Consider the following 21,815-nt stretch of genomic DNA (forward strand, 5'->3'; position numbering starts at 1 on the left):
ACGATTTGAATATGAAAATTAGACACCTATTGATCACGTTATTGTGCTGTATACTAGCTTTTAGCAAAGCTAATGCAATAGAAATAATCTTCGGGAAGGACGAGAAGGTAGATTATGATTTAAAAACTGGAACCTTTAAGATCAGTTCTCAAGGAAAAGTATGGTTACAAGATGGATTTTCTACGGCAAAGAATGGGGACGAAATCTTAAATTCTAAGCAGTACGAAGACCGCAAATATAGCGTATCTACCTTTGAAGATCACTATGGCGTAGGGAAGAAGCATATCTTCACCTCCACGCGCAAAGGTTTTCCAGATTTTAAACAGACGTTTTACGTCTATTCCGATCAGAATTATTTGGTGCTGGAAGTAGAAATCTACGACAAAAGCAAAGGCTTAGTTTCGAATCAGTTTATTCCGGTGGAGGGCAACCTTATTACAACTAGTACGGATGCACTTAGATCCCTTTTTTCGCCATTCGACAATGATGCCTTCATCAGCTATGAAAGTAAATCCATCGATGACTTTGATGAATTATACAGCGCCGAAGTCGGCGCGTTGTATCATGAGCAAAACCGGCATGGCTTTATCTTTGGCTCCATCGAGCAAGGTATTTGGAAAACTGGCATACAAACGTCTAAAAATCAAGATAAAACGGTTAAGATTAGGGCTATCGTCGGTTTTACAGCCAAAGATGTAACTAGAGACAATATGCCTCATGGCTCATTGGAAGGGCAGCATATTCAATCCGCTAAGGTGTTGATTGGTCAATTTTCGGATTGGAGAATAGGCATGGATACCTACGCCGCTCATACCAAAGCGCTTCAAAAAAGGAGCGTGCATGAATGGAAGGATGCTACTCCCGTTGCTTGGAACAGTTGGGGCGTCATGCAACAAGATATCAGTTTCGACAAACTTATCAAGGTGACAGATTTTCTGGCAGATGATGTTCCTGACCTCCCCACAGGTCAGTCGATCTACGTCGATCTAGATTCCTATTGGGATAAATTGTTAAAGGGGGGATTAGAAGGTGATTATACTGAACTCAAGAAGTTTGCGGATTATGTAAAATCCAAAGGTTTAAAACCGGGAGCATATTGGGCGCCATTCGTAGACTGGGGATTTAGAAATGGTCACGATCGTCGGGTTGAAAACTCTACGTACACATATGCTGATATTTGGACGAAAGTAGCGGACGGCTATCATGATATGGATGATGCAAGGGCATTGGACCCGACTCATCCTGGAACGCAACAACGCCTCGCATTAGTTATTTCCAAACTTAAGGAGTGTGGTTTTGAAATGATCAAGATTGATTTTCTGGGACATGCTGCGATAGAGTCGACACAGTTTGCTGATCCGAAAATAAAAACCGGAATGCAAGCATATGCGGTCGGTATGGAATATCTCATAAAGCAATTGGATGGTCAAATGCTAGTTTATGCCGCCATATCACCTAATATAGCCACTGCTCCATATGTACATGTACGCCGTATCGCATGCGACGCATTTGCATCTATCAAAGATACTCGATACACGCTCAATTCGCTTACTTATGGTTGGTGGCAAACTCATCTTTACGATTTTATGGATGGGGATCATGTGGTGTTTAAAGACGCTTCCGATACAGAAAATATTGCCCGTTTTTATTCTTCTTTAATTACCGGTAGCGTGGTTTTGGGAGATGATTTTTCTCAAGTTGGGAAATGGCATGAAACTACCCGTAAGCTTTTTGGAAACGATGCGATATGGACTGTGATCGACGATGGAAAGTCGTTCCTGCCAGTCGAAACAAACGAATACGCGTCAAGAATTTTTGTTAAACATATGCCGGAAAATAGCTTTATCGCACTACTAAACTACGATGATTCAGATCAAGATATGGTTCTATCTGCAGATCAGATAAACCTTGACGACCAAGCACACTATCAATTCATCGACCTAGAGGATGGTGCTAGAATACCTTTTGGCAGCGTACATATGCGCGCAAAAAGTGCTAAACTTTTTTCAATACAGAAATACTAGCCGAACTAATCTAAATTATACGTTAACCAAAATTATACTATTTACATGAATGCTATTGTCCATAAAGTTCTTTTCGTTGTTGCCTCCACATTCCTGACATCAATACATGCTCTGTACGCACAGCCGGTAGTAATTCCAATCGAAACTCAATCAAATGCTTTGGTACTCTTTAAAGATTCTGCTGGATATGTTACCGTAGGATACTTTGGAAAAAAAATGAGCAATCAATTGGAGTATGCTATGGTGCCTTCAGCGTATCGGCAAACCGACGACTACACTGGACTTTCCAACTCCGTTTACACACCCTCAGGCTCAAAAAACATCTTAGAACCAGCTATTAGTGTGGTCCATGCAGATGGTAACCAATCTCTAGATCTGAGGTATGTGGCACATCGGATCAATAAAGTAGATGATAACGTTTCGATACTAGAGCTTATATTGAAAGATCCTATATATGATCTTTCAGTTACATTATACTACAAGTCTTATTTTAAACAAGATATGATGGAGCAGTGGGCAACAATAGAACATAATGAAAAAGGCAACGTAATCTTACATAAATTTGCTTCAGCAAACCTAACACTGAAGGCACCGTCTTATTGGCTAAGGCAATACCATGGAGATTGGGCAATGGAAATGCAACCTGAAGATTCTAGAATTACACATGGAATAAAGACCATAGACAGTAAATTAGGGACACGCGCCAATTTATTTCAACCATCCTCTTTTATGATTTCTCTGGATAAGCCTGCTGCTGAAGATACTGGCGAAGTGCTGTTTGGTACACTGGAATACAGCGGTAATTTCAAGATTGATCTGGAGCTAGATTATCTCAATAACCTGCGTATCATTGCAGGTATAAACAACTACGCTTCTGCCTATACGTTAAAACCAAAAGAAAAATTCACCACACCAACGTTTAGTTTCACACTATCCAATCAAGGAAAAGGCAAGGCATCGCGAAACATGCATGACTGGGCACGAAATTATAAAATACTAGATGGACAGGGTGATCGACTGACATTGTTAAATAATTGGGAAGCCACTTACTTCGATTTCAACGAACAAAAGCTGAAGGGCTTGCTTAGCGATACTAAAAAGTTAGGGGTAGACTTGTTCTTATTGGACGATGGCTGGTTTGCTAATAAATATCCACGTAACGATGACCATACTGGGCTCGGTGATTGGCAAGAAAACAAAACTAAGTTGCCCAACGGTATTGCTTCGCTCATCAAAGAAGCTTCTGATGTGGGTGTTAAGTTTGGTATATGGGTGGAGCCAGAAATGGTTAGCCCGAAATCTGAGCTCTATGAGAAACACCCAGAGTGGGTCATAAAACAACCGAGACGAGATGAACACTATTTTAGAAATCAGCTGGTATTAGACCTTTCTAATCCTGCTGTTCAAGATTTTGTATTCGGTGTGCTCGATGATCTTTTTACCACAAATCCCGAAATAGCTTATATCAAGTGGGACTGTAACTCTATTATTTACAACGCATATTCTTCGTATTTAGAACAACAAGAACACTTTTACATAGCATACATGAGGGGTTTGTACAAGGTGCTGGAACGTATTCGCGCAAAATACCCGAAGGTGCCAATGATGCTGTGCTCTGGTGGTGGTGGCCGGGTTGATTATGCCGCTCTAAAATACTTTACGGAGTTTTGGCCATCAGATAATACGGATCCTTTAGAACGCATCTTTATGCAATACGAATATTCTTATTTTTATCCATCGATCAGTACATCTAACCATGTGACGGACTGGGGAAAGCAATCCCTAAAATTCAAAACAGATGTAGCCATGATGGGCAAATTAGGATTCGACATTGTCATCAGTCATCTGGATGAAAAGGATCTTCTATTTTCTCAGCAAGCGGTAGCACTATATGACCAAGTAAAAAATACCATTTGGTATGGAGATCAATATCGTTTGGCAGACCCTCGAGAAGGAAACTTTGCTGCAATTCAGTATATGGATAACGATCGATCCTCTGGCATAATTTTTAATTATTTGGTGAATAATAGATATAATCAGGGGACTGCCTTCCCAGTTCGCCTCAAAGGGCTCGAGGCAAATAGGAAATATACAATACAGGAGATTAACCTATACCCAGAAACTATGTCGTCTTTGGTAGGAGCACAGGAATATTCTGGCGAATTCTTGATGCAAGTAGGTTTTAATCCTGATTTAAATACAGATCGTAAAAGTGTGGTTTTAAAAATCGAAGTAGTTAATTAGCAGATAATGAAAAAGATACTATTTATTGCCGCTTTACTATTAATAGCTTCGTTGTCGCGAGCAGCTGTGTCGCTGCCCTCCGTATTTAGTGATAATATGGTGCTGCAACAAAACAGTAAAGTTAAAATTTGGGGAACTTCATCCAATCAGGGGTTAGTTACGATATATACTTCGTGGAACAATCAGCAGTATGTAGCACAGATACAAGCAGACGGCAATTGGGAAGCATCGGTCAATACGCCCTCTTATGGTGGTCCTTACGAGATTCGAATAGATGATCAGGAACAACTTATATTAAGCAATATTCTAATTGGCGAGGTCTGGCTGTGCTCCGGACAATCCAATATGGAAATGCCATTAGCAGGCTGGGGAAAGATCGAAAACTACGCTCAAGAAATTGCAAATGCCGATTTTCCTGATATCAGATTCTTACAGGTTAAACAGCGAACGAGTGATTTTCCACTTTACGATGCTACCGTTGAAAATAACGGATGGGTAGCTGTATCGCCCGAGACGATTGATGCTTTTTCGGCGACAGCCTATTTTTTTGCTCGGGAAATATACAGCAAGACGGGCATTCCGATCGGCTTGATACATACTTCTTGGGGAGGTACGGTGGCCGAGGCTTGGACAAGTCGAGAAGCTTTAACGGAAATTCCAGATTTCCACTCTGCATTGCAACGATTAGGAAACGTGGAAAGCAAGCATATTTTTGAGCAGGAGATGGCAATCTGGAATCAATTGCTAATGCAAAACGATCAAGGGCGACCAAACGGCACTCTGGGATGGCTCGCACCGGAAGTAAATGATGGTGACTGGCCTAAGATGCAACTGCCTAATATGTGGGACACAGAAATATTGCCTGGATTTGATGGTATCGTTTATTTCAGAAAGAAAATTCAGTTGCCTATGCATTGGATAGGTCAAAAGATAGAGCTCCATCTAGGAATGATTGATGATGATGATATGACATATTGGAATGGTAGCTTGGTTGGAGAAACACAAGGCTACAACCAAAATAGAATTTATAAAATACCTGCATCTCACGTACAAACACAAGAAGTAAGTATTGCTGTTAGGGTATTTGATGGCGGTGGCGGCGGAGGAATATATGGAAATCCTGAAGAATTATATGTGCTGGGTCCTAATAAGGAGCGTATATCCTTAGCTTCTGAATGGAAATACAATATAGGTTTGGACCTGTCAAAATTACCTCCTATGCCTTCGCCAAATGAAGGTCCAAACCGTGCCACAGTGTTGTACAATGCTATGATACATCCGTTTATACCCTTTAACATTCGTGGCGTAATCTGGTATCAGGGAGAAAGCAACGTGGAGCGGGCCAATCAATACCGTACACTGTTTCCAGCCATGATCAATGATTGGCGCAAGAAATGGAAGCTAGGAGAATTTCCATTTTATTACGTACAATTGGCGAATTATATGAAAAGGGAAAGCGAAACCCGTGAGTCCGCTTGGGCAGAACTTCGCGACGCACAAAAGGATGCTTTGGCTTTACCTAATACAGATATGGCTGTCATTGCAGATATAGGAGATGCAGATGATATACACCCAAAAAATAAGCAAGAGGTTGGAAGGCGTTTGGCGCTATTGGCTTTAAAAAATCAGTACAAGCAACAGGTGATTTCTGGCGGACCAGAATTACTTTCTTACCGTATCCGAGGAGATGAAATTCATTTGAAATTCAAACCTAACGGATCAAAATTAGTGAGTAACAACCGTGACCAGGTATTGGCAGGGTTTTCCATTGCTGGGGAGGATCAGATCTTTTATTGGGCTGAGGGCAGAATTAAAGGAAATGTTGTAATTGTAAAATCAAAAAATGTAGCGAAGCCAGTGGCGGTGCGATATGGTTGGGCAAATAATCCGGATTTGTCGTTGTATAATGCGGAAGGGCTACCAGCGTCGCCATTTAAAACGGATGATTGGCGAGATAGCACAACGCGATAGGAGAAATTATGAGTTGCTTTATGTTAAGCAACCCCCAATGGTGAAAATATCCAAAACACAGCAAGCATTAAAACCAGTAATAACGCGTAATACCACCAACGATTGCTCCAAGGAACAGTTGCAACTTTATTCTCCAGTGTGAGCTTAAAATGTTGGTTCATGGGATAAAAATGTCCGATGGCAAACATCAGCATTGCCGTAACGACAAACAGAATCGCCATGATGTGGAGAAAATGAAGCTGTATTGGGAAAACAAACTGGGTAAGACTGTAGCAAATAATATAGAAGACAATACCCACTTTGGCCGCAATTGGCGGGATTCTCGTTCTGAAAAATCCTAAGAATATGATGGTAAATATCGGAATACTGAAAATTCCGCTAATTTGTTGGATATAGAAATAAAACCCTTTCTCACTATAAATGATAAATGGAGCGATCGTCATCGCAAAAAGAGATATTCCAATCTGAAACAGCTTTCCCGTCCTAATCATTCTATTATCAGACGCTTCATGGCCATGGTTTTTTGCGAAAATCGGTTTGTATATGTTAAAAATAAACAGGGAACTAGCTCCATTTAGGCCAACATTAAAAGAATTGATGGCAGCTCCCAGCAATACTGCTGTCGTTAGCCCAATCATAGTTGCTGGCAACACTTCTTTGGCTAATGCCGGAAATACAGTGGCCGTGCTAGGTAAATCCAAGATGGCGTTTATTGCGATCAACCCAGGGATATTAATTAATAATGGACTTAGCAATTTCAAGAAACAAGCTAACGCAATACCTTTTTGGCTTTCAGCGAGGCTTTTCCCGGCAATAATCTGCTGGACAATATATTGTTCCATTCCCCAATAGTATAGGTTAGCAAGGATCATTCCTGTAAATAAGGTCGCAAAAGGAACGGCATCGTTGGGTCCTCCGATGGCATTTAGGTGATGCTTTTTGTGTGTCAATACGGTTTTGAGTCCGTCATATAAGGAGTTATTGCCTAGGTGTTTGAGGCCAAAATAGGGTATAGCAATAATTAAAATCAACAATCCAATACTAAGTACAGTGTCTGATATCGTGATCGCCTTGAATCCACCTAGAATCGTAAAAATAGCGCCAAATAAGCCGATAATCCAGATCAACAACCAGATACTTTGCCAATGATTGATCTCTAAAAAATTGGAAACGTCGAAAAGGCTGTCTAGGGCGATTGCTCCGCCATAAAGTGTTGTCGGAAGTAAATTGAATAAATATCCGAAGAGAAATACAAGAGATACCAAGTTTTTTGTACTGCTATCGTATCGCTTTTCCAAAAAATCTGGTATGGTATTGATACCAGATTTTAGATAAATAGGAACAATGTATTCAGCAACCACCAACATGGCAAAAACGGAGGATATGCCCCATCCTATAACAGACATATTATTGATATAAACGGATTCGTTTTCACCAATTAACTGATTGGCACTTAGGTTACTCAAGTACAGAGACGCGCCTATTAAAATAAATCCATTTGATCGATTAGCCAAGAAAAAACCCGAAACCGTTAGGCTTCCTTTCTTCTTTTTAGCAAAAAAAATCGTTAGGCCTAAGCCCAAAAAGATAAAAACAACAAAACTTATTGCTGAAACGATAGACATTATGAAAGTTAAAGCGAGTTTCGTTTAAATAATTTTGTCGGCATGATGTATTTGATCGGGCGCCGATTTTTGACAAACTCAGCTGCCAACTTACCCATTTCGGCGAAATCGATAGAAAAGGTCGTTATTCCGTCAAAAATAATCTCCTTTATGTTATCGTCATTATGAGACAAGATGCCTAAATCTTGACCCAGTTTAAGGTTCTTTTCCTTCACATCTTTGAGCATTTCCCATAATTCAAGATTATGTATGGTGAAATAGACCTTATGTTTTTCTATACTACCTTGTTCGTAGTAATTCTTGATCGTACCGTTGATTTTGTAGTCTTTAATGAATTTTTGGAAAGAGTTAAGGACATCATTGGGTTCGGCAGAAAAATGCTTAAAAAAGAATATAAATTCATCGAACTTGCGAATTTCATCCAGTAGGCTGACAAAAGCTTGGTAAGATGAATCGCTAAACTCCTGTACAATGTAAGAATATGATGGATTTAGCTTGACGAAGCGATCAACTATTAATGTTTTTTTTGCAGGTAGTTGTTCTAATAAACCGGCAGTTTCGGGGCCTTCGATAGGAGCGATCACATATACACCGTATTTGGAATTGACTTTGTTAACAGTTTGTTGAAAAACATCATAGTTATTGTGATGGAAAAATAGGTCAACTGTAACTTGGTCTCCTAAACTTTTTCTGAAATTTTCGTAAAAAGTCTCCTGAAAAGTATCAAATGCATAGATTATTAGACATACTTTTAATGGTTGATTGCTTGAATCAGAAATGACAAAATAACCCAATCGGTTTTTAGACTCTAAAATTCCGCTTTCTTTGAGTTCTTTATACGCGTCGACTATTGTCTGTCTTGCGAAGCCTAGATTGTTAATCATTTGATTAACTGATGGCATAGCATCGCCTATATTGATGATTTTTTTTTCTAATGAATTTATAACACCTTGTACAATTTGCTCTCGTTTTGAATAGTGAGCAAGTAGCGATAACTGCTTAATTTCATGAAATATCGTACTATCTTCTGTCATAAATTGATGTCGTTGTTTTTGTGTATCTGCCTATTCCGACATGAGCACCAGTTTCAAAAAATAACATGGTTTCTTCTTCGGAAACTGGGTGTTTCCAAACGTCATTTTAGCATTTAACTAATATAAAACTTTGAATCTAATTTCTTCGCAAATTGAAAATTTAGGTATTTCCAAATTTGTATAGTACACAATTATCTCATCTGGAATTCCATTCTGAGTTGATATTCGATTTACTCAGAATGAACGTCAATTTTGTTATTATTTTTAAAAAACACTTGATAAAATCATCGATAACTTAAGCATTGTCATTCTAATAAGCTCACTATTTTTGGCTGTTCACTTATTCTTCACGCAAACTATTTGTAGGATTTGCCAGCGCTGCCCTAATGGCTTGAGAACTAACTGTAAATAATGATATCGCGACTACACCAAATCCGACGGCAGCAAAGATCCACCAGTGTAAGTCGGTATGGTACGTAAACTGCATGAGCCAGCTCCCCATAGCCTAGTATGCTATGGGAAAAGCCAATAAGCACGCAATCGCAACTAATATGATAAATTCTCTATTTAATAAGTTGACTAAAGAAAATACTGATGCCCCCAACACTTTGCGCACACCAATCTCCTGTCTGCGATTTTCTGCCATATAGGCCGCCAAGCCGAATAGACCAAGGCATGAAATAAAAATAGTAAGAAAGGTAAAGAGGCCTGCAATCTTACCGAGCCTGTGCGTATCCGTAAATTTGGCGTTATACTCTTCGTCGATGAAATTATAAAAAGGCTCGTTTGGATTATATTTTTTGAAAATCTGCTTTGTTTTCTCTACCGCGGCCTGCGCCGGAAGGTTAGCGTTTAATTTGATATGCATCACAGAAAACCAACTGCTGGCGCCGTACATCACAACAGGGCGAATTTTTTCAAAAGGAGACCCCATAATGACGTCTTTCACCACCCCGACGATATGCCAATTCTGACCCTCGTCACGTATGTTTTTGCCAATAGGATCTTCCATACCCATTGCTAGTTGGGCAGATTCTGTTATCAAAGCTGCGTTGGAGTCAGTCGGGAATTTTAATAAATCTAGATCTCTTCCTTCTATTAATTCTAGCCCCAGTGTGTTCACCGCACCTTCATCAATATTGAGGCTATCAAAAGTATGCGTGTCATCCGATGTTTTCCCTTCCCAATCAATCATTCCATTACTCCAAATACTCGTCACCGGGGATAGGCTACGTGTGATCGATATAGCTACATCTTCGTTGATTAATTCGTTCTTTATAAGAGGGAAGTTTTTAGTGATATCACCCGAAAGAAATACGTAGATAAGGTTGTTTTTATCGTACCCATTTAAACGATTTTGCGCATGTTCTATTTGCTGTCTGATTACCAAGGTAGATATCATCAGGATAATCGCAATCGTAAATTGTATGACGACTAATGCCTTACGCGGATTAATTGCGTGATTGAAGTTTGCGAAGTTGCTCTTTAGTACTTTCAAAGGCTGAAAACCTGAAAGGAAAAAAGCGGGGTAAGAGCCAGCCAATATGCCGGTAAATAAAATGATGCCGAGCAAATAAAGCCACAACGAAGGACTGCCAAAATCGACTGCGAGCGAGCTACCAATCAATTTACTGAAAGCAGGAAGGCACAAGAGCACAATGCCAATAGAAAGTATGCCGGCTAGTGATGCCAAGATGATGGATTCGGTAAGAAACTGTGCAATAAGAACGTAACGAGGTGCACCAACTACTTTCCGGACACCTACCTCCTTAGCACGCTTCTCGGATCGTGCCGTAGAAAGATTCATAAAATTAATGCAGGCAATCAAAAGAATGAATACGGCGATAATAGTAAAGAGCTCTACCATTTCGATGCGTCCACCAGCCAGTTGGCCATTTTCGAATTTGGAATACAGCCACCAGTCTGGAAAGGAGTGAAGGAAAATTTCATTTTTCGTACCTCCATGCTTTATCGAAACCTGTTTTATGTTCTGGTTTGCCTGTGCTAGCGTGGCTTGCGGAGTAAGCTGCACGTAGGTGAAGACCGAGTTGTTACTCCACAGATCATCAGCACGGCCCAGGCGTTTCATGTAAGACCAAGGTAATAGGTATTCGAATTTAAAGCGTGTATTGCTGAAGATCTTTAAGTACGCCCGATACAGTTGCAAAGTCTGCACTATCGATTCGAACTTGTTTGCCTAATACACCTGTCTTCCCAAACAGGCGCATGGCAAAAGCCTCCGTGATTACGATGTCGTTTACGCGAGATAGCGCCATTTTTGTCTCACCAGTAACGAGTGGAAAATCAAACATAGACAAAAAGGTGCTGTCTACAAAAGCACCTCCTGCGTTGACCTGATGCTCGTCTACCGTAAACAAGAAACCCGTACCTGCGTAACGAGCAGCCTGCGCCACCTCCGGATAGTCTGTTGTAAGAGTTGGACCCAGTGGTTTTGGCGTGTTTGCCCAGATGTGTAGTTCGTTGTTCAACATACCACGATTCATCGCAACATAAAGTTGGTCGCTCTTTTTATGAAACGTATCTACACTCCGTTCATGCTTTATCCACAAAAGAATCATCATAGCACTCGCTAACCCTAGAGATAATCCAGCGATATTTAATATGGAAAAACTTATACGTTTCGTAAGGTTTCTCCACGCTATTTTGAAGTTGTTCGTCAACATTTATAGGCAAATTGAAGTTATTATTAAACAAGTATTTTTACTTCTGCAATCACCTCGCCAATAGTAAAACCTTCGTGATAGTGCAATTAAGGCCGTTTAAGGATTTGATGGTGTTCGATATTGAACAGTGCTTGTTCGCTTTTGAACAATGGTATAATTTCTTAGTTGGTCATTTTTTGAGCCTTATTCGGTGCGTCTTTTAAAATCTGCAAAGACGCACCGAATGACGCACCTCAAGTATGCGATTTTGTGCATATTTTAGTGCTTTTTACCAAATAAAAAACCCTGCAATCTGTTGATTTGCAGGGTTTTAATGATTTTTGGTGTTACTCTCTGTGATCCCGCTGGGATTCGAACCCAGGACCACTACATTAAAAGTGTAATGCTCTACCAGCTGAGCTACGGAATCGAACTTCTTTTTAGAAGTGTACTTCGTTGTTTGAAGTGATGCAAAAGTAGAAAAATCATGTATTCAGTCCAAATATTTGCTGCAAAAAATCGTCACAGGGCCAATAAATCATTGTTTATCAGTTGGAAAAAAATATCATTTTTTTGATCGCTTCAGTCGTTGTGCTCTAAAATGCCCTATCGCCGGCAATACAATATCCTTTTTGCTCCATTGATATCGCATAGAATTTCTACATTGCTGAATCCTTGAGCCTGCACGACTGACTTAGTCTCTGAAGCTAAGTATTGATTAATCTCAAAATATAAAGCACCATCTGCAGTAAGCTGTAGAGCGGCAAAAGCCGCAATTTCTCGATAAAATACTAAGGGATCCGCATCTTCGACAAATAATGCACTATGCGGTTCGTGGTCGAGCACCTGCACGTTCATTTCCAATTTCTCTGTAGGTGTAATGTAGGGCGGATTGCTCACAATCACATCGTAGGTATCCGATTTACGGATCCAGTCGTGCCAGTTGAGTACATCTAAATTTTGGAATAGTACCGCGGCATTCATTTTACTGGCATTACGCGTTGCAATTATCAAAGCTTCGTTAGAGATATCAATACCATGAACGGAAGAATGAGGGATTTTTTTGGCGAGACTAATTGCTATGCATCCACTGCCTGTTCCGATGTCCAATATTTTAGGAGCCGATCTTTTTTCTTCTTGCGCGATGACTAGGTGCACCAATTCTTCTGTTTCAGGCCTGGGGATTAGTGTATGTTTGTTGACGTCAAACATAAAACCATAGAACGGCGCCTGGCCTAAGATATGCTGTATCGGGAACTGTTTTTTTAGTAGTTCCAATACACGCCAAAACTCCTCAACAGTACTATCGCCTAGCTCTTGCTGCAAATTCATCTGTGCCTGTAGTCTTGAAATAGACAAGATATCTGTCGTTAAAATATAAAAAAGACTTTCAATCTCCTCCGGTGGATAGTACGCCTCGAGCTGTTTGACAAACTCTGCGCGCAATTTATATAGCGTTTGCATATGCAAACTTACGAAAGCCGATTCTTTTATTATTTATTGATACGTATTTGATAGCTTTGCTACATGATAACTGATGAATTGTACATGAAGCGCTGTTTGCAGTTGGCCGGTATGGGGGCTGGTACTGTTAGTCCGAATCCTATGGTCGGCGCGATAGTGGTGTATGATCAGCAGATTATTGGAGAAGGATTTACTTCGCCATATGGCGGTCCTCATGCCGAGGTGAATGCAATTGAAGAAGTCATCCAGAAATACGACGATGCCGAAGCGTTCCGCATGTTTAAAGACAGTACGGTTTATGTAAGTTTAGAGCCTTGTGCGCATTTTGGCAAAACGCCGCCCTGTGCTGATATGCTGGTTCGCTATCAATTTAGGAGAGTGGTGATTGCCTGCCAAGATCCATTTGCAAAAGTAAATGGGGAAGGTATACGAAGATTAGAATCTGCCGGTATTCAGGTCACCGTTGGTGTATTAGAGCAAGAAGCGAAATGGCTGAATAGGCGATTTTTTACAAGACTGGCGTACCATCGGCCATATGTGATTCTTAAATGGGCACAAACAAGTAATGGTTTTTTCGCACCGCTAGAAAATACACAACAATGGATATCTAATGTCGCCAGTAAGCAACTGGTGCACAAGTGGCGCTCGGAAGAAGATGCGATTTTAATAGGAACGAAGACAGCTCTGATCGACAATCCATCGTTGACTGTGCGTAATTGGCTCGGACGACATCCCAAACGAGTGTTGATCGATAAGAATCTGTCAGTGCAGGCTGATGCCGCAATTTTTAGCCCTGATATCGAGACCTTCGTTTTTAATGCCAAACAAACTGATTGGAGCAGTCATCTCAAATATATTCAATTAGAAAATTTCGACCTGTATCTCCCGCAAAATATTCTCTACCAATTGCATTTGATGGATGTACAGTCGCTAATCATCGAAGGCGGTGCCAAAACATTGCAACAATTCATTGATGCAGGTTTGTGGGATGAGGCGCGCATATTTTATGGTAAAGAAATGTGGGAGACAGGAATACGAGCGCCACAATTGCAAGGTAAACGAAGAGAACAGTATGCCGTCGGCAGTGATTTGGTAGAAACTATAGTGAAATATTAATTTTCTTTAAAAGAAATTAATTAATTTTAAAGGTGGAATATCCGGAGAAATTATTACAGTTGATATGGAAATGTCGACTTTATGCTAAAGTAGATCTTCATTGTGTCGGCGGCGAGCGCATACAAGTGTTAGAACCAGGGCGACACAATGAAGATGCAGGACCCGATTTTTTGCACGCTAAGATTCGAATCAACGGAATGGTTTGGGTTGGGCATGTAGAAGTCCATTGGAATGCAGGTAATTGGTTTGCACACCTACACCAAAATGATCGAAGTTTTGATAATGTAATTCTCCATGTTGTATGGGAAAACAGATGTGACGTTAGGCGGCGTGATGGTACCGTAATTCCTACACTTTGCTTGCAGCAGTATATTGCTCCCGAAATTTTGCCGTTTTACCATACGCTCTTTCAATCTCAAGGCATTGCTTGTGCGAGCCAACTTCATAGCGTGCCCGATTACACGAAGATGCAGGTACTGGATCGGATGGTGAAAAATCGTCTTGAAGCGAAAACGGTAGAGATATTTGGTTATCTCGCACAGCACGCGAATGATTGGGAAAAAGTAACACAACACTTATTTGCCGAATCGTTTGGTATGCGTGTCAATAAGCACGCATTCGCCCGGCTAATTGCATCGCTACCCGGAAATATACTAGACCGTTATCAAGGCCAGCGCGATGTGCTCGAAGCATTGCTATTTGGTCAAGCTGCATTGTTGCCCGATAATGTTATAGATCATTATACCCTGAAATTGAAGAAAACATACCTTTATCTTCGGCGGCTACATCGATTAAATCCCATGGAAACGCATGAATGGCGATTTTTGAGAATGCGCCCGGCCAACTTTCCTACGATTCGTATTGCACAGTTGTCATCAGTATTTGCTCATGTAAGCCGTCTCTGCCAGTTAATCTTATCTCACGAAGATCTTCGATCACTGCAGCAGCGTTTTTTTGATTTTGTGCCATCCGCTTATTGGGCTACTCATTACCAGTTTGGTAAAGTCGTACAACCACGAAAGGTTCGATTGACCCCAGCGTTTTTAGATCATATCGCAATCAATTGCTTTGTGCCACTATTGTACAGTTATGGTCATCATTTTGGAGATGATGCGCTGCAGATGCGCGCAATCGATTGGCTCAATCAGATATCAGCAGAAAGTAATACTGTAACGACTAATTATGAACGAATAGGTTTGCAAGCACAGCATGCGGCCGATAGTCAGGCGCTGCTCCACTTGCATCAGCATCACTGTGAACGCAAAAAATGTTTATCCTGCGCAATTGGTGTTTATATTTTGAAGCGTGTGTAATTTACAAGCTCAATATTTGTCCAAGCTCTTTAAAACCTCGGTCAAAGGCAATGTCCGCAGCGGTCAAACCTTGCTCTGACCGTACTCCGACGTCTACGCCGTGTTCTAAAAGAAGAATGATAATCTCGATGTTTCCATGCTGAGTAGCTAGATGAAGCGGTGAAAGACCGCCTTGCTGAATTACATTTACATCGGCTCCCGCCTCTATTAGTAACTTTGCATTAACGGTGTCATTGGTGGCTAAAGCAGCATGTATCGGAAATACATTAAAACCATTTTGTGAAGGAACATTTGGATCGGCATGATGTCGAAGTAGCATTCGCACGACAGATTCATGGCCAAAATGTGCTGCAATGCCTAAAGGCGTAAAACCATTACTCGATATTTCGTGTACAATGTTGGGCTTTTGAGAGATCATCAGTTCCAGCTGCTCAGTATATCCTAACGCGCAGACCTCATGTATATTGATGTTTTTCAAATACTTTAAAATGACTTGAATAATCTGATTTTTTCTATAATAGCACGCAAGCAAAAGAGCAGAAACTTGATGGCTAGTCAACGAATCTAACAGTTCGGGTTGGCGAGATAGAAGCAAATCGAGATCCTGAAAATTCCCTGTTTCGACATATTCCTCCAAAATAATTATGCTCATATCAAGAAAAATTAATTTTTACGAAAATTTTATTTTATGGTGAAATTAATAAATAATGATAATTATTACCACTGATTGTTAAAATAGTAGTAGTGGTGCAACGATTGTTCATTACAATTACGATAATATTAGATTTAATTTTTTTAACTACGATTGTGGTTTTTTCGCCACAAAAGTAATGTAATGTCGTTTGTCGTATTGTTTATTATCATAAAATAGCTACTTTTGTTATGCCCCTCCCAAGGGCATGTTTTTCATAGGTAGATGTAGGGTCGATTAAGTTCTTATTCGGCCCTTTTTTTTATTTTTGACCTAAGATATACAAAAACAAACGAATGAGTAGGAAGATAGTAGTAGCTATTACTGGAGCGAGCGGCGCTATATATGCCAAAATCTTATTAGATTCATTAGTACAATTGCAGGATTCTGTAAGTGCCATTGGTGTCGTAATGTCACCAAATGCGAAAGATGTATGGAAAGTAGAACTAGGAGATGAGTCGTATGCTAATTACCCGGTGACATTTTATGATCGGAATGATTTTTACGCTCCCTTCGCATCTGGCTCAGCAGGATACGATACGATGATTATTTGTCCGTGTTCTATGGGCACGATGGCGCGTATTGCACAGGGTATATCTAACGATCTGACTACACGTGCGGCTGATGTGATGTTGAAAGAAAGACGTAAATTGGTGCTTGTAGCAAGAGAAACACCTTACAGTCTGATTCATTTAAATAATATGACGACTATCAGTCAAGCTGGTGGGATCATTTGCCCAGCTAGTCCTTCATTTTATAGCAAGCCACAATCGTTAGAGCAGCTTATCAAAACAGTTACAGATCGTGTACTCAGCTTGGTTGATCTGCCGAGTAATGGGTATCAGTGGGGGAATTGATTTACCTTTACCTATCTTTAAATCTGATCCTATTTTGTACATTTGTTCTCCAATGACGCTATTTAGATATTTGAAGTTGGAAAATCTACCAAAGTGCAGCCAGATTATATCTGGAAGCCTAGTGATACAGATCGATCGAATGGCGAAAAATTTGTTTAATCCATCTTACTTATTCACTTACACACCTACATGTCTATTGTTTTAATTACTTCAGCAACGTTGGTATCGCCTGGGCACAAGCATCATCTTTCGGAGGTAGATGTATTACTCGAGAAGGGTATCATCAAATTTATCGGTCAACCAAATACCATCGATTCTCAAGATCTAGAAGTAATTGATGCGAAAGGTAGCTATTTATCGGCAGGCTTTTTTGACCTGAATGCCAACTTTGGTGAGCCAGGGCTAGAAACAAAGGAAGATATGCAAACGGGTATCGCTGCCGCTGCTGCCGGCGGATTCACAGGCGTAGCCATTCATCCAAATACGAATCCGGCAGTGTACAGCCGTTCTGAGGTAGCTTTATTAGTTAACCGCGCGCGTGGTGCGGCTGTTGATGTTCATCCGGTAGGAGCGATAAGCAAAAAACGTCAAGGAGAAGAATTAGCAGAGCTATACGATATGAAATTAGCTGGCGCGATCGCATTTAGCGACGGCGACCGCAGTGTGCAACAAGCAGGCTTGTTGAGTCGCGCACTTTTGTATGCAAAAGGATTTGATGGCTTGATTATGGCATTTGCACAGGATGAGTCCATTGCCGGAGGAAATAAGATGAATGAGGGCGAGGTAAGTACGTATCTTGGAATGAAAGGTGTGCCCAATCTCGCGGAAGAGTTAATGGTGGCTCGCAATATCCAGTTAGCCGCTTATCATGATGCTCGTATTCATTTTTCGACGATATCTACCGCTGGAAGTGTTGAGCTTATTCGTCGTGCAAAGGATCAGGGGCTTCGCGTTACTTGTGATGTAGCTGCGCATCATCTCCTGCTAACTGATGATGCGGTGAAAAGCTTTGATAGTAATTATAAGGTTAGCCCACCATTGCGCACCAAACAAGATTTGGAAGCATTGCGAAAGGGTTTACGCAGCGGTATTATTGACGCCGTAGTTTCTCAACATACGCCACACGAAATCGAATTCAAACAAGTCGAATATCATATAGCAGCAGATGGCATTGCGTCTCTGCAAACCGTGCTGCCTACTTTACTATCTGCAGGGCTATCTACCGAAGAAATCGTAGAAGTTTTGGCTATACGTCCACGTAAGGTGGTAGGTGTCGATTTGCCGACTTTTGAAGAAGGTTCGACTGCCGATTTTGTTCTATTCGACCCAAAAGCAAGGTGGACATTGAATCAACAAAATAATCAATCTAAAGGAGCTAATAGCCCGTGGTTTGGCCAAGAACTTGTAGGTAAAGTATTGCTTACCGGAAAAAATGGAATACTTACATATAATACAAAATAACACATCGATATGGATGCACATGTAAATAATGCACTGCACAATGCTTTACAGTTCTATGCAACAGTAGAGGAGCAGGATTTCAATACAGTTGAAAGTGAGTTATCAGCAACGTTTGATGCCGAACTTCCATTTATGGATAAGGTTGCTCAGCTGGATGAAATTTTTGATAATCATCCGCGATTTGAAGAATTGCGTGAATATGTTTTCGACCTGTTGATGATTAATTTCTTCGCCGAAGATGTGCAAAAGCTGGAGGAGGATTATTTGGATTCTGAAGAATGGGAAGCGATAGAAGACGAAACGTTGGATCGTGGGAGTGAGCTACTTAATGTATTACTTTACCTGAAAGAGTGTGAAGATGCTGATGTTGAGCCTTCTTTGGATGATTATCTTAAAGAGTTTCTATTGGTGGAAGAAGATGAGTTTCAAGACGAGCACCGTATTTATGAAGAAGTAATCAAGAATCAAATCTTGGTAGAAAGTAGCTACGGTGAGATCGCTAAAGTAGCGGCTAAGATTCACGAAGAAGAAGAGATAAAAGATATATTCTATCCCTTGATGTCCTTTTTTGCAGAACCTCAACCAGATCAGGCAGCTATAGAAGAATTTTTGGAGCAAAGTGATCGCAAATCGTTAGATTTGGCTATTTACCAGCTAATTATTCAATTTAATAACTAAACCTTAATTATATGAGTAGTGTATCCGTAGAGACATCTAATCTGAAGAAGCAAGCCGCTATCTATGGCATTATTCTCGGTATTATCAGCTTTGTATTGGGCATCGTCACACTGGTAATAGGCGCCAATGCCACTGGTCTTATGACAGTTTCTTTTGTCAGTATATTATTGGTTTACATCGTTCCCCTTGTCATCACTTGTTTCTTGGCGGTTAGATTGCGTCGCAAGCCGGCGGATATTGGGACTTCCGCACAGCGTTAAGCCATATCTTTATTGTGTTAGCAATTTCTGTGACACTTTCTACTATTGGTTCTAAGATAGTGAGTCGCGTGATGCCTACACTAGAAGAGCGCGCAATTGATAACATGATGAATCTATCTATTGAATCGCTCGAATCCATGGGTTTCCCTGATGAGCAGATTGATGCGACGGTAGAGCAGCTAGAGGTACAAAAGGAGGGATTGTACACCTTTTCTTTAGCTAATTTGATTCAGGCATTAGCGATATCACTCATTATGTATTTTATACTGGCATTGATTTTAGCCGCAATCTTCAAAAAAGAACAACCGATCTTCGTGGATAGTACAGCAGAAAATGCACATCCTTGGCGGGATTCGCAAGATGCTAATAATTAAGTATTTTACGTTTTTATATTAATCGTTTATTTAAGTACATGTTACAGCCAGTCCGCATAGATATTTCGGTGGTAGTGCCACTTTATAATGAAGAAGAATCGTTGCCTGAACTTACCGCTTGGATAGATCGTGTGATGCTGCAACATGGATATCTTTACGAGATTATTTTGGTAGATGATGGCAGTACGGACCGTTCTTGGAACGCAATTGTACAATTGAAAGAAGCTAATCCTCATATAACCGGCATTCGTTTTCGACGAAATTACGGTAAATCTGCTGCCTTAAATGTGGGCTTTGCTGCGGCAGAGGGAGATGTGATCATTACGATGGATGCCGACTTACAAGATAGTCCGGATGAAATACCAGAACTCTATGATCGTATTACTAATCAAGGCGCCGACCTGGTATCAGGCTGGAAGCAGAAACGTCATGATCCTTTGTCAAAAACAATTCCTACCAAGTTATTTAATTCTGTAACGCGTAGTATGTCGGGCATACACAATTTGCATGATTTCAACTGTGGATTGAAGGCTTATCGAAAAGATGTAGTCAAAAGCATTGAGGTGTACGGTGAGATGCATCGGTATATTCCAGTATTGGCTAAATGGGCGGGATTCAGTAAGATACAGGAGCAAATTGTTAAGCATTATCCGCGAAAATATGGTACGACAAAGTTTGGACCGGGCAGATTTATCAAAGGTTTTTTGGATCTGGCTTCTATCTTTTTTGTAGGCAAATTTGCCAAACGGCCGATGCATTTTTTTGGTCCTATTGGCGTGCTGAGCTTTTTGATTGGTTTCGTGATTACTTTGTACCTTATTTTCGACAAGTTGGCCAGCATAGCGAATGCGACACCGTATCGCAATGTTACTGATCAGCCGCTGTTTTATTTATCTTTGGTAGCCATTATTTTAGGGACGCAATTGTTTTTAACAGGTTTTATTGCCGAGTTGGTATCCCGCAACGGATCTGATCGCAACAAGTACCATATAGAACAAGTCATTTAGATGTTTTTTTCCCTTATCATACCGCTGTATAATAGGCCGCAAGAAATTTACGAACTGTTGCAATCACTGACCGCGCAACAATATCAAAGCTTTGAGGTGATTATAGTAGAAGATGGTTCGCGTATACAAGCGCGAGATATTGTTCAAGCTTTTGATGACCAATTAGATATTCATTATTTTTTGACGGAAAACCGTGGCCAAGGGTTTGCTAGAAACTATGGTTTTGAAAAAGCAAAGGGTGATTTTTTTGTCGTTTTGGATTCAGATGTTATTGTGCCGCCTATGTATTTGCAGCACGTTGTTCAAGGCTTACAAGATCTTCAATTGGATGCGTTCGGCGGACCAGATGCTGCTCATTCTTCCTTTTCTTCCTTGCAGAAAGCTATTAGCTATAGCATGACATCTCCGCTAACTACCGGTGGTATACGAGGCAATAAAAAGCATATCGGTCCTTTTCATCCCCGAAGTTTTAATATGGGAATTTCGCGAGCGGTTTGGGAGCGTACACAAGGATTTCGTCTTTCCCGAAGATCAGAAGATATAGAATTTAGTATTCGAATGATTGCCGAAGGTTTTCGCGTAGGTTTGATTCCTGAAGCGTTTGTATATCACAAAAGACGAACAGATTTATCGCAGTTTTTTAGACAAACGTACCTTTTTGGCAAAGGAAGGATTGATATTTACAAGATTTATCCCAATGAATTGAAATGGGTACATGCGCTGCCAGCGGCATTTGTGATTGGGTTGGTTGCTTTGTCGATGCTAACGCTGCTGAATGTGCTGACTTATGGTAGTATGGGTATTTTAGTACAGATTGCTTACCTTGGATATGCTTTTTTATTGCTTTATACCATTGCGTTGTTCGTCCATGCTTATACGGTTACCAAAAATCTTATTGTGGCCGCGCAATCTATTCCAGCTTCCTACGTACAAATTGTAGCTTATGGATCAGGATTTATTCAAAATTATGTGGACAAAATCTGGTATCAGAAATAACTACTTAGCTTTGATCTTAGCAGAATCCTGCTTAACT

At 40.5% G+C, this 21,815-nt stretch carries 19 protein-coding genes and 1 tRNA gene; 12 read left to right on the top strand and 8 right to left on the bottom strand.

Annotated features, from left to right (window positions below):
• The first annotated feature begins 11 nt into the window (after positions 1–11).
• Genes A0125_RS00880 through A0125_RS00890 form a run of 3 tightly spaced genes read left to right on the top strand, consistent with a single transcriptional unit; the run spans position 12 to position 6,239 of the window.
• Positions 12–2,024 (top strand): alpha-amylase family protein, encoded by a 2,013-nt coding sequence (locus A0125_RS00880; protein WP_066750665.1) that lies wholly within the window; start codon positions 12–14, stop codon positions 2,022–2,024.
• 45 nt (positions 2,025–2,069) lie between these two features.
• Complete coding sequence (locus tag A0125_RS00885) at positions 2,070–4,268, top strand: alpha-galactosidase (protein ID WP_066750668.1); 2,199 nt, start codon at positions 2,070–2,072, stop codon at positions 4,266–4,268.
• A gap of 6 nt (positions 4,269–4,274) precedes the next feature.
• Positions 4,275–6,239 carry a sialate O-acetylesterase gene (locus tag A0125_RS00890; RefSeq protein WP_066750671.1) on the top strand — a complete coding sequence of 655 codons (1,965 nt, stop codon included), beginning with the start codon at positions 4,275–4,277 and terminating at the stop codon, positions 6,237–6,239.
• Positions 6,240–6,262: 23 nt separating this feature from the next.
• On the opposite strand, the gene A0125_RS00895 is transcribed toward A0125_RS00890, so the two are convergent.
• The 7 genes from A0125_RS00895 to prmC all read right to left on the bottom strand — a co-directional run bounded on the left by A0125_RS00895 (position 6,263) and on the right by prmC (position 13,025).
• Complete coding sequence (locus tag A0125_RS00895) at positions 6,263–7,864, bottom strand: solute:sodium symporter family transporter (protein WP_066750675.1); 1,602 nt, start codon at positions 7,862–7,864, stop codon at positions 6,263–6,265.
• A gap of 8 nt (positions 7,865–7,872) precedes the next feature.
• Positions 7,873–8,898, bottom strand: a complete 1,026-nt coding sequence (locus tag A0125_RS00900; RefSeq protein ID WP_066750677.1) for a GntR family transcriptional regulator — start codon at positions 8,896–8,898, stop codon at positions 7,873–7,875.
• A gap of 340 nt (positions 8,899–9,238) precedes the next feature.
• Complete coding sequence (locus A0125_RS15980; RefSeq protein WP_231863067.1) at positions 9,239–9,400, bottom strand: hypothetical protein; 162 nt, start codon at positions 9,398–9,400, stop codon at positions 9,239–9,241.
• Between the two features lie 3 nt (positions 9,401–9,403).
• The gene (locus A0125_RS00905) at positions 9,404–10,987 is read right to left on the bottom strand and encodes an FtsX-like permease family protein (protein WP_231863068.1); all 1,584 of its coding nucleotides are present in this window, start codon (positions 10,985–10,987) and stop codon (positions 9,404–9,406) included.
• 28 nt (positions 10,988–11,015) lie between these two features.
• A complete protein-coding gene (locus A0125_RS15985) occupies positions 11,016–11,582 on the bottom strand; it encodes an ABC transporter permease (protein ID WP_231863069.1) in 567 nt (188 codons plus the stop codon).
• Between the two features lie 336 nt (positions 11,583–11,918).
• Positions 11,919–11,991, bottom strand: a tRNA-Lys gene (locus tag A0125_RS00910).
• Positions 11,992–12,167: 176 nt separating this feature from the next.
• On the bottom strand, positions 12,168–13,025 hold the full coding sequence (prmC, locus tag A0125_RS00915; protein ID WP_066750679.1) for a peptide chain release factor N(5)-glutamine methyltransferase: 858 nt from the start codon (positions 13,023–13,025) through the stop codon (positions 12,168–12,170).
• A gap of 63 nt (positions 13,026–13,088) precedes the next feature.
• On the opposite strand from prmC, the gene ribD reads away from it, so the two are divergent.
• On the top strand, positions 13,089–14,141 hold the full coding sequence (gene ribD / locus A0125_RS00920; RefSeq protein WP_066750682.1) for a bifunctional diaminohydroxyphosphoribosylaminopyrimidine deaminase/5-amino-6-(5-phosphoribosylamino)uracil reductase RibD: 1,053 nt from the start codon (positions 13,089–13,091) through the stop codon (positions 14,139–14,141).
• 32 nt (positions 14,142–14,173) lie between these two features.
• The gene (locus tag A0125_RS00925) at positions 14,174–15,454 is read left to right on the top strand and encodes a DUF2851 family protein (RefSeq protein WP_066750686.1); all 1,281 of its coding nucleotides are present in this window, start codon (positions 14,174–14,176) and stop codon (positions 15,452–15,454) included.
• A 1-nt stretch (position 15,455) separates the two neighbouring features.
• Here the strand turns inward: A0125_RS00925 and A0125_RS00930 are convergent, their stop codons facing one another.
• Positions 15,456–16,106 (bottom strand): ankyrin repeat domain-containing protein, encoded by a 651-nt coding sequence (locus A0125_RS00930; RefSeq protein ID WP_066750689.1) that lies wholly within the window; start codon positions 16,104–16,106, stop codon positions 15,456–15,458.
• 335 nt (positions 16,107–16,441) lie between these two features.
• Between A0125_RS00930 and A0125_RS00935 the strand changes: the two genes are divergently transcribed.
• The 7 genes from A0125_RS00935 (at position 16,442) to A0125_RS00965 (ending at position 21,778) form a co-directional block, all read left to right on the top strand.
• The gene (locus A0125_RS00935) at positions 16,442–17,002 is read left to right on the top strand and encodes a UbiX family flavin prenyltransferase (RefSeq protein ID WP_066750691.1); all 561 of its coding nucleotides are present in this window, start codon (positions 16,442–16,444) and stop codon (positions 17,000–17,002) included.
• 189 nt (positions 17,003–17,191) lie between these two features.
• Entirely contained in the window at positions 17,192–18,463 is a 1,272-nt protein-coding gene (locus A0125_RS00940) for a dihydroorotase (RefSeq protein ID WP_066750693.1), read from the top strand.
• A 9-nt stretch (positions 18,464–18,472) separates the two neighbouring features.
• Complete coding sequence (locus A0125_RS00945; protein WP_066750696.1) at positions 18,473–19,141, top strand: hypothetical protein; 669 nt, start codon at positions 18,473–18,475, stop codon at positions 19,139–19,141.
• Between the two features lie 11 nt (positions 19,142–19,152).
• Positions 19,153–19,401 (top strand): hypothetical protein, encoded by a 249-nt coding sequence (locus tag A0125_RS00950; protein ID WP_066750699.1) that lies wholly within the window; start codon positions 19,153–19,155, stop codon positions 19,399–19,401.
• Between the two features lie 14 nt (positions 19,402–19,415).
• Positions 19,416–19,775, top strand: a complete 360-nt coding sequence (locus A0125_RS00955; RefSeq protein ID WP_231863070.1) for a DUF4199 domain-containing protein — start codon at positions 19,416–19,418, stop codon at positions 19,773–19,775.
• A gap of 56 nt (positions 19,776–19,831) precedes the next feature.
• Entirely contained in the window at positions 19,832–20,782 is a 951-nt protein-coding gene (locus A0125_RS00960; RefSeq protein ID WP_066752629.1) for a glycosyltransferase family 2 protein, read from the top strand.
• On the top strand, positions 20,783–21,778 hold the full coding sequence (locus tag A0125_RS00965) for a glycosyltransferase (protein WP_066750704.1): 996 nt from the start codon (positions 20,783–20,785) through the stop codon (positions 21,776–21,778).
• Positions 21,779–21,815: the final 37 nt, after the last annotated feature.

Source organism: Sphingobacterium populi (genome assembly GCF_001586775.1).
In the GTDB taxonomy this organism is placed as follows: Bacteria; Bacteroidota; Bacteroidia; order Sphingobacteriales; family Sphingobacteriaceae; genus Sphingobacterium; species Sphingobacterium populi.

Bases quoted from the DNA above. Each gene is read 5' to 3' on its own strand.
- prmC (WP_066750679.1), bottom strand. From the start codon at position 13,025: ATGCAAACGCTATATAAATTGCGCGCAGAGTTTGTCAAACAGCTCGAG.
- A0125_RS00940 (WP_066750693.1), top strand. From the start codon at position 17,192: ATGTCTATTGTTTTAATTACTTCAGCAACGTTGGTATCGCCTGGGCAC.
- ribD (WP_066750682.1), top strand. From the start codon at position 13,089: ATGATAACTGATGAATTGTACATGAAGCGCTGTTTGCAGTTGGCCGGT.
- A0125_RS15980 (WP_231863067.1), bottom strand. From the start codon at position 9,400: ATGGGGAGCTGGCTCATGCAGTTTACGTACCATACCGACTTACACTGG.
- A0125_RS00900 (WP_066750677.1), bottom strand. From the start codon at position 8,898: ATGACAGAAGATAGTACGATATTTCATGAAATTAAGCAGTTATCGCTA.
- A0125_RS00890 (WP_066750671.1), top strand. From the start codon at position 4,275: ATGAAAAAGATACTATTTATTGCCGCTTTACTATTAATAGCTTCGTTG.
- A0125_RS15985 (WP_231863069.1), bottom strand. From the start codon at position 11,582: ATGTTGACGAACAACTTCAAAATAGCGTGGAGAAACCTTACGAAACGT.
- A0125_RS00930 (WP_066750689.1), bottom strand. From the start codon at position 16,106: ATGAGCATAATTATTTTGGAGGAATATGTCGAAACAGGGAATTTTCAG.
- A0125_RS00880 (WP_066750665.1), top strand. From the start codon at position 12: ATGAAAATTAGACACCTATTGATCACGTTATTGTGCTGTATACTAGCT.
- A0125_RS00895 (WP_066750675.1), bottom strand. From the start codon at position 7,864: ATGTCTATCGTTTCAGCAATAAGTTTTGTTGTTTTTATCTTTTTGGGC.
- A0125_RS00935 (WP_066750691.1), top strand. From the start codon at position 16,442: ATGAGTAGGAAGATAGTAGTAGCTATTACTGGAGCGAGCGGCGCTATA.
- A0125_RS00905 (WP_231863068.1), bottom strand. From the start codon at position 10,987: ATGAAACGCCTGGGCCGTGCTGATGATCTGTGGAGTAACAACTCGGTC.
- A0125_RS00950 (WP_066750699.1), top strand. From the start codon at position 19,153: ATGAGTAGTGTATCCGTAGAGACATCTAATCTGAAGAAGCAAGCCGCT.
- A0125_RS00945 (WP_066750696.1), top strand. From the start codon at position 18,473: ATGGATGCACATGTAAATAATGCACTGCACAATGCTTTACAGTTCTAT.
- A0125_RS00885 (WP_066750668.1), top strand. From the start codon at position 2,070: ATGAATGCTATTGTCCATAAAGTTCTTTTCGTTGTTGCCTCCACATTC.
- A0125_RS00965 (WP_066750704.1), top strand. From the start codon at position 20,783: ATGTTTTTTTCCCTTATCATACCGCTGTATAATAGGCCGCAAGAAATT.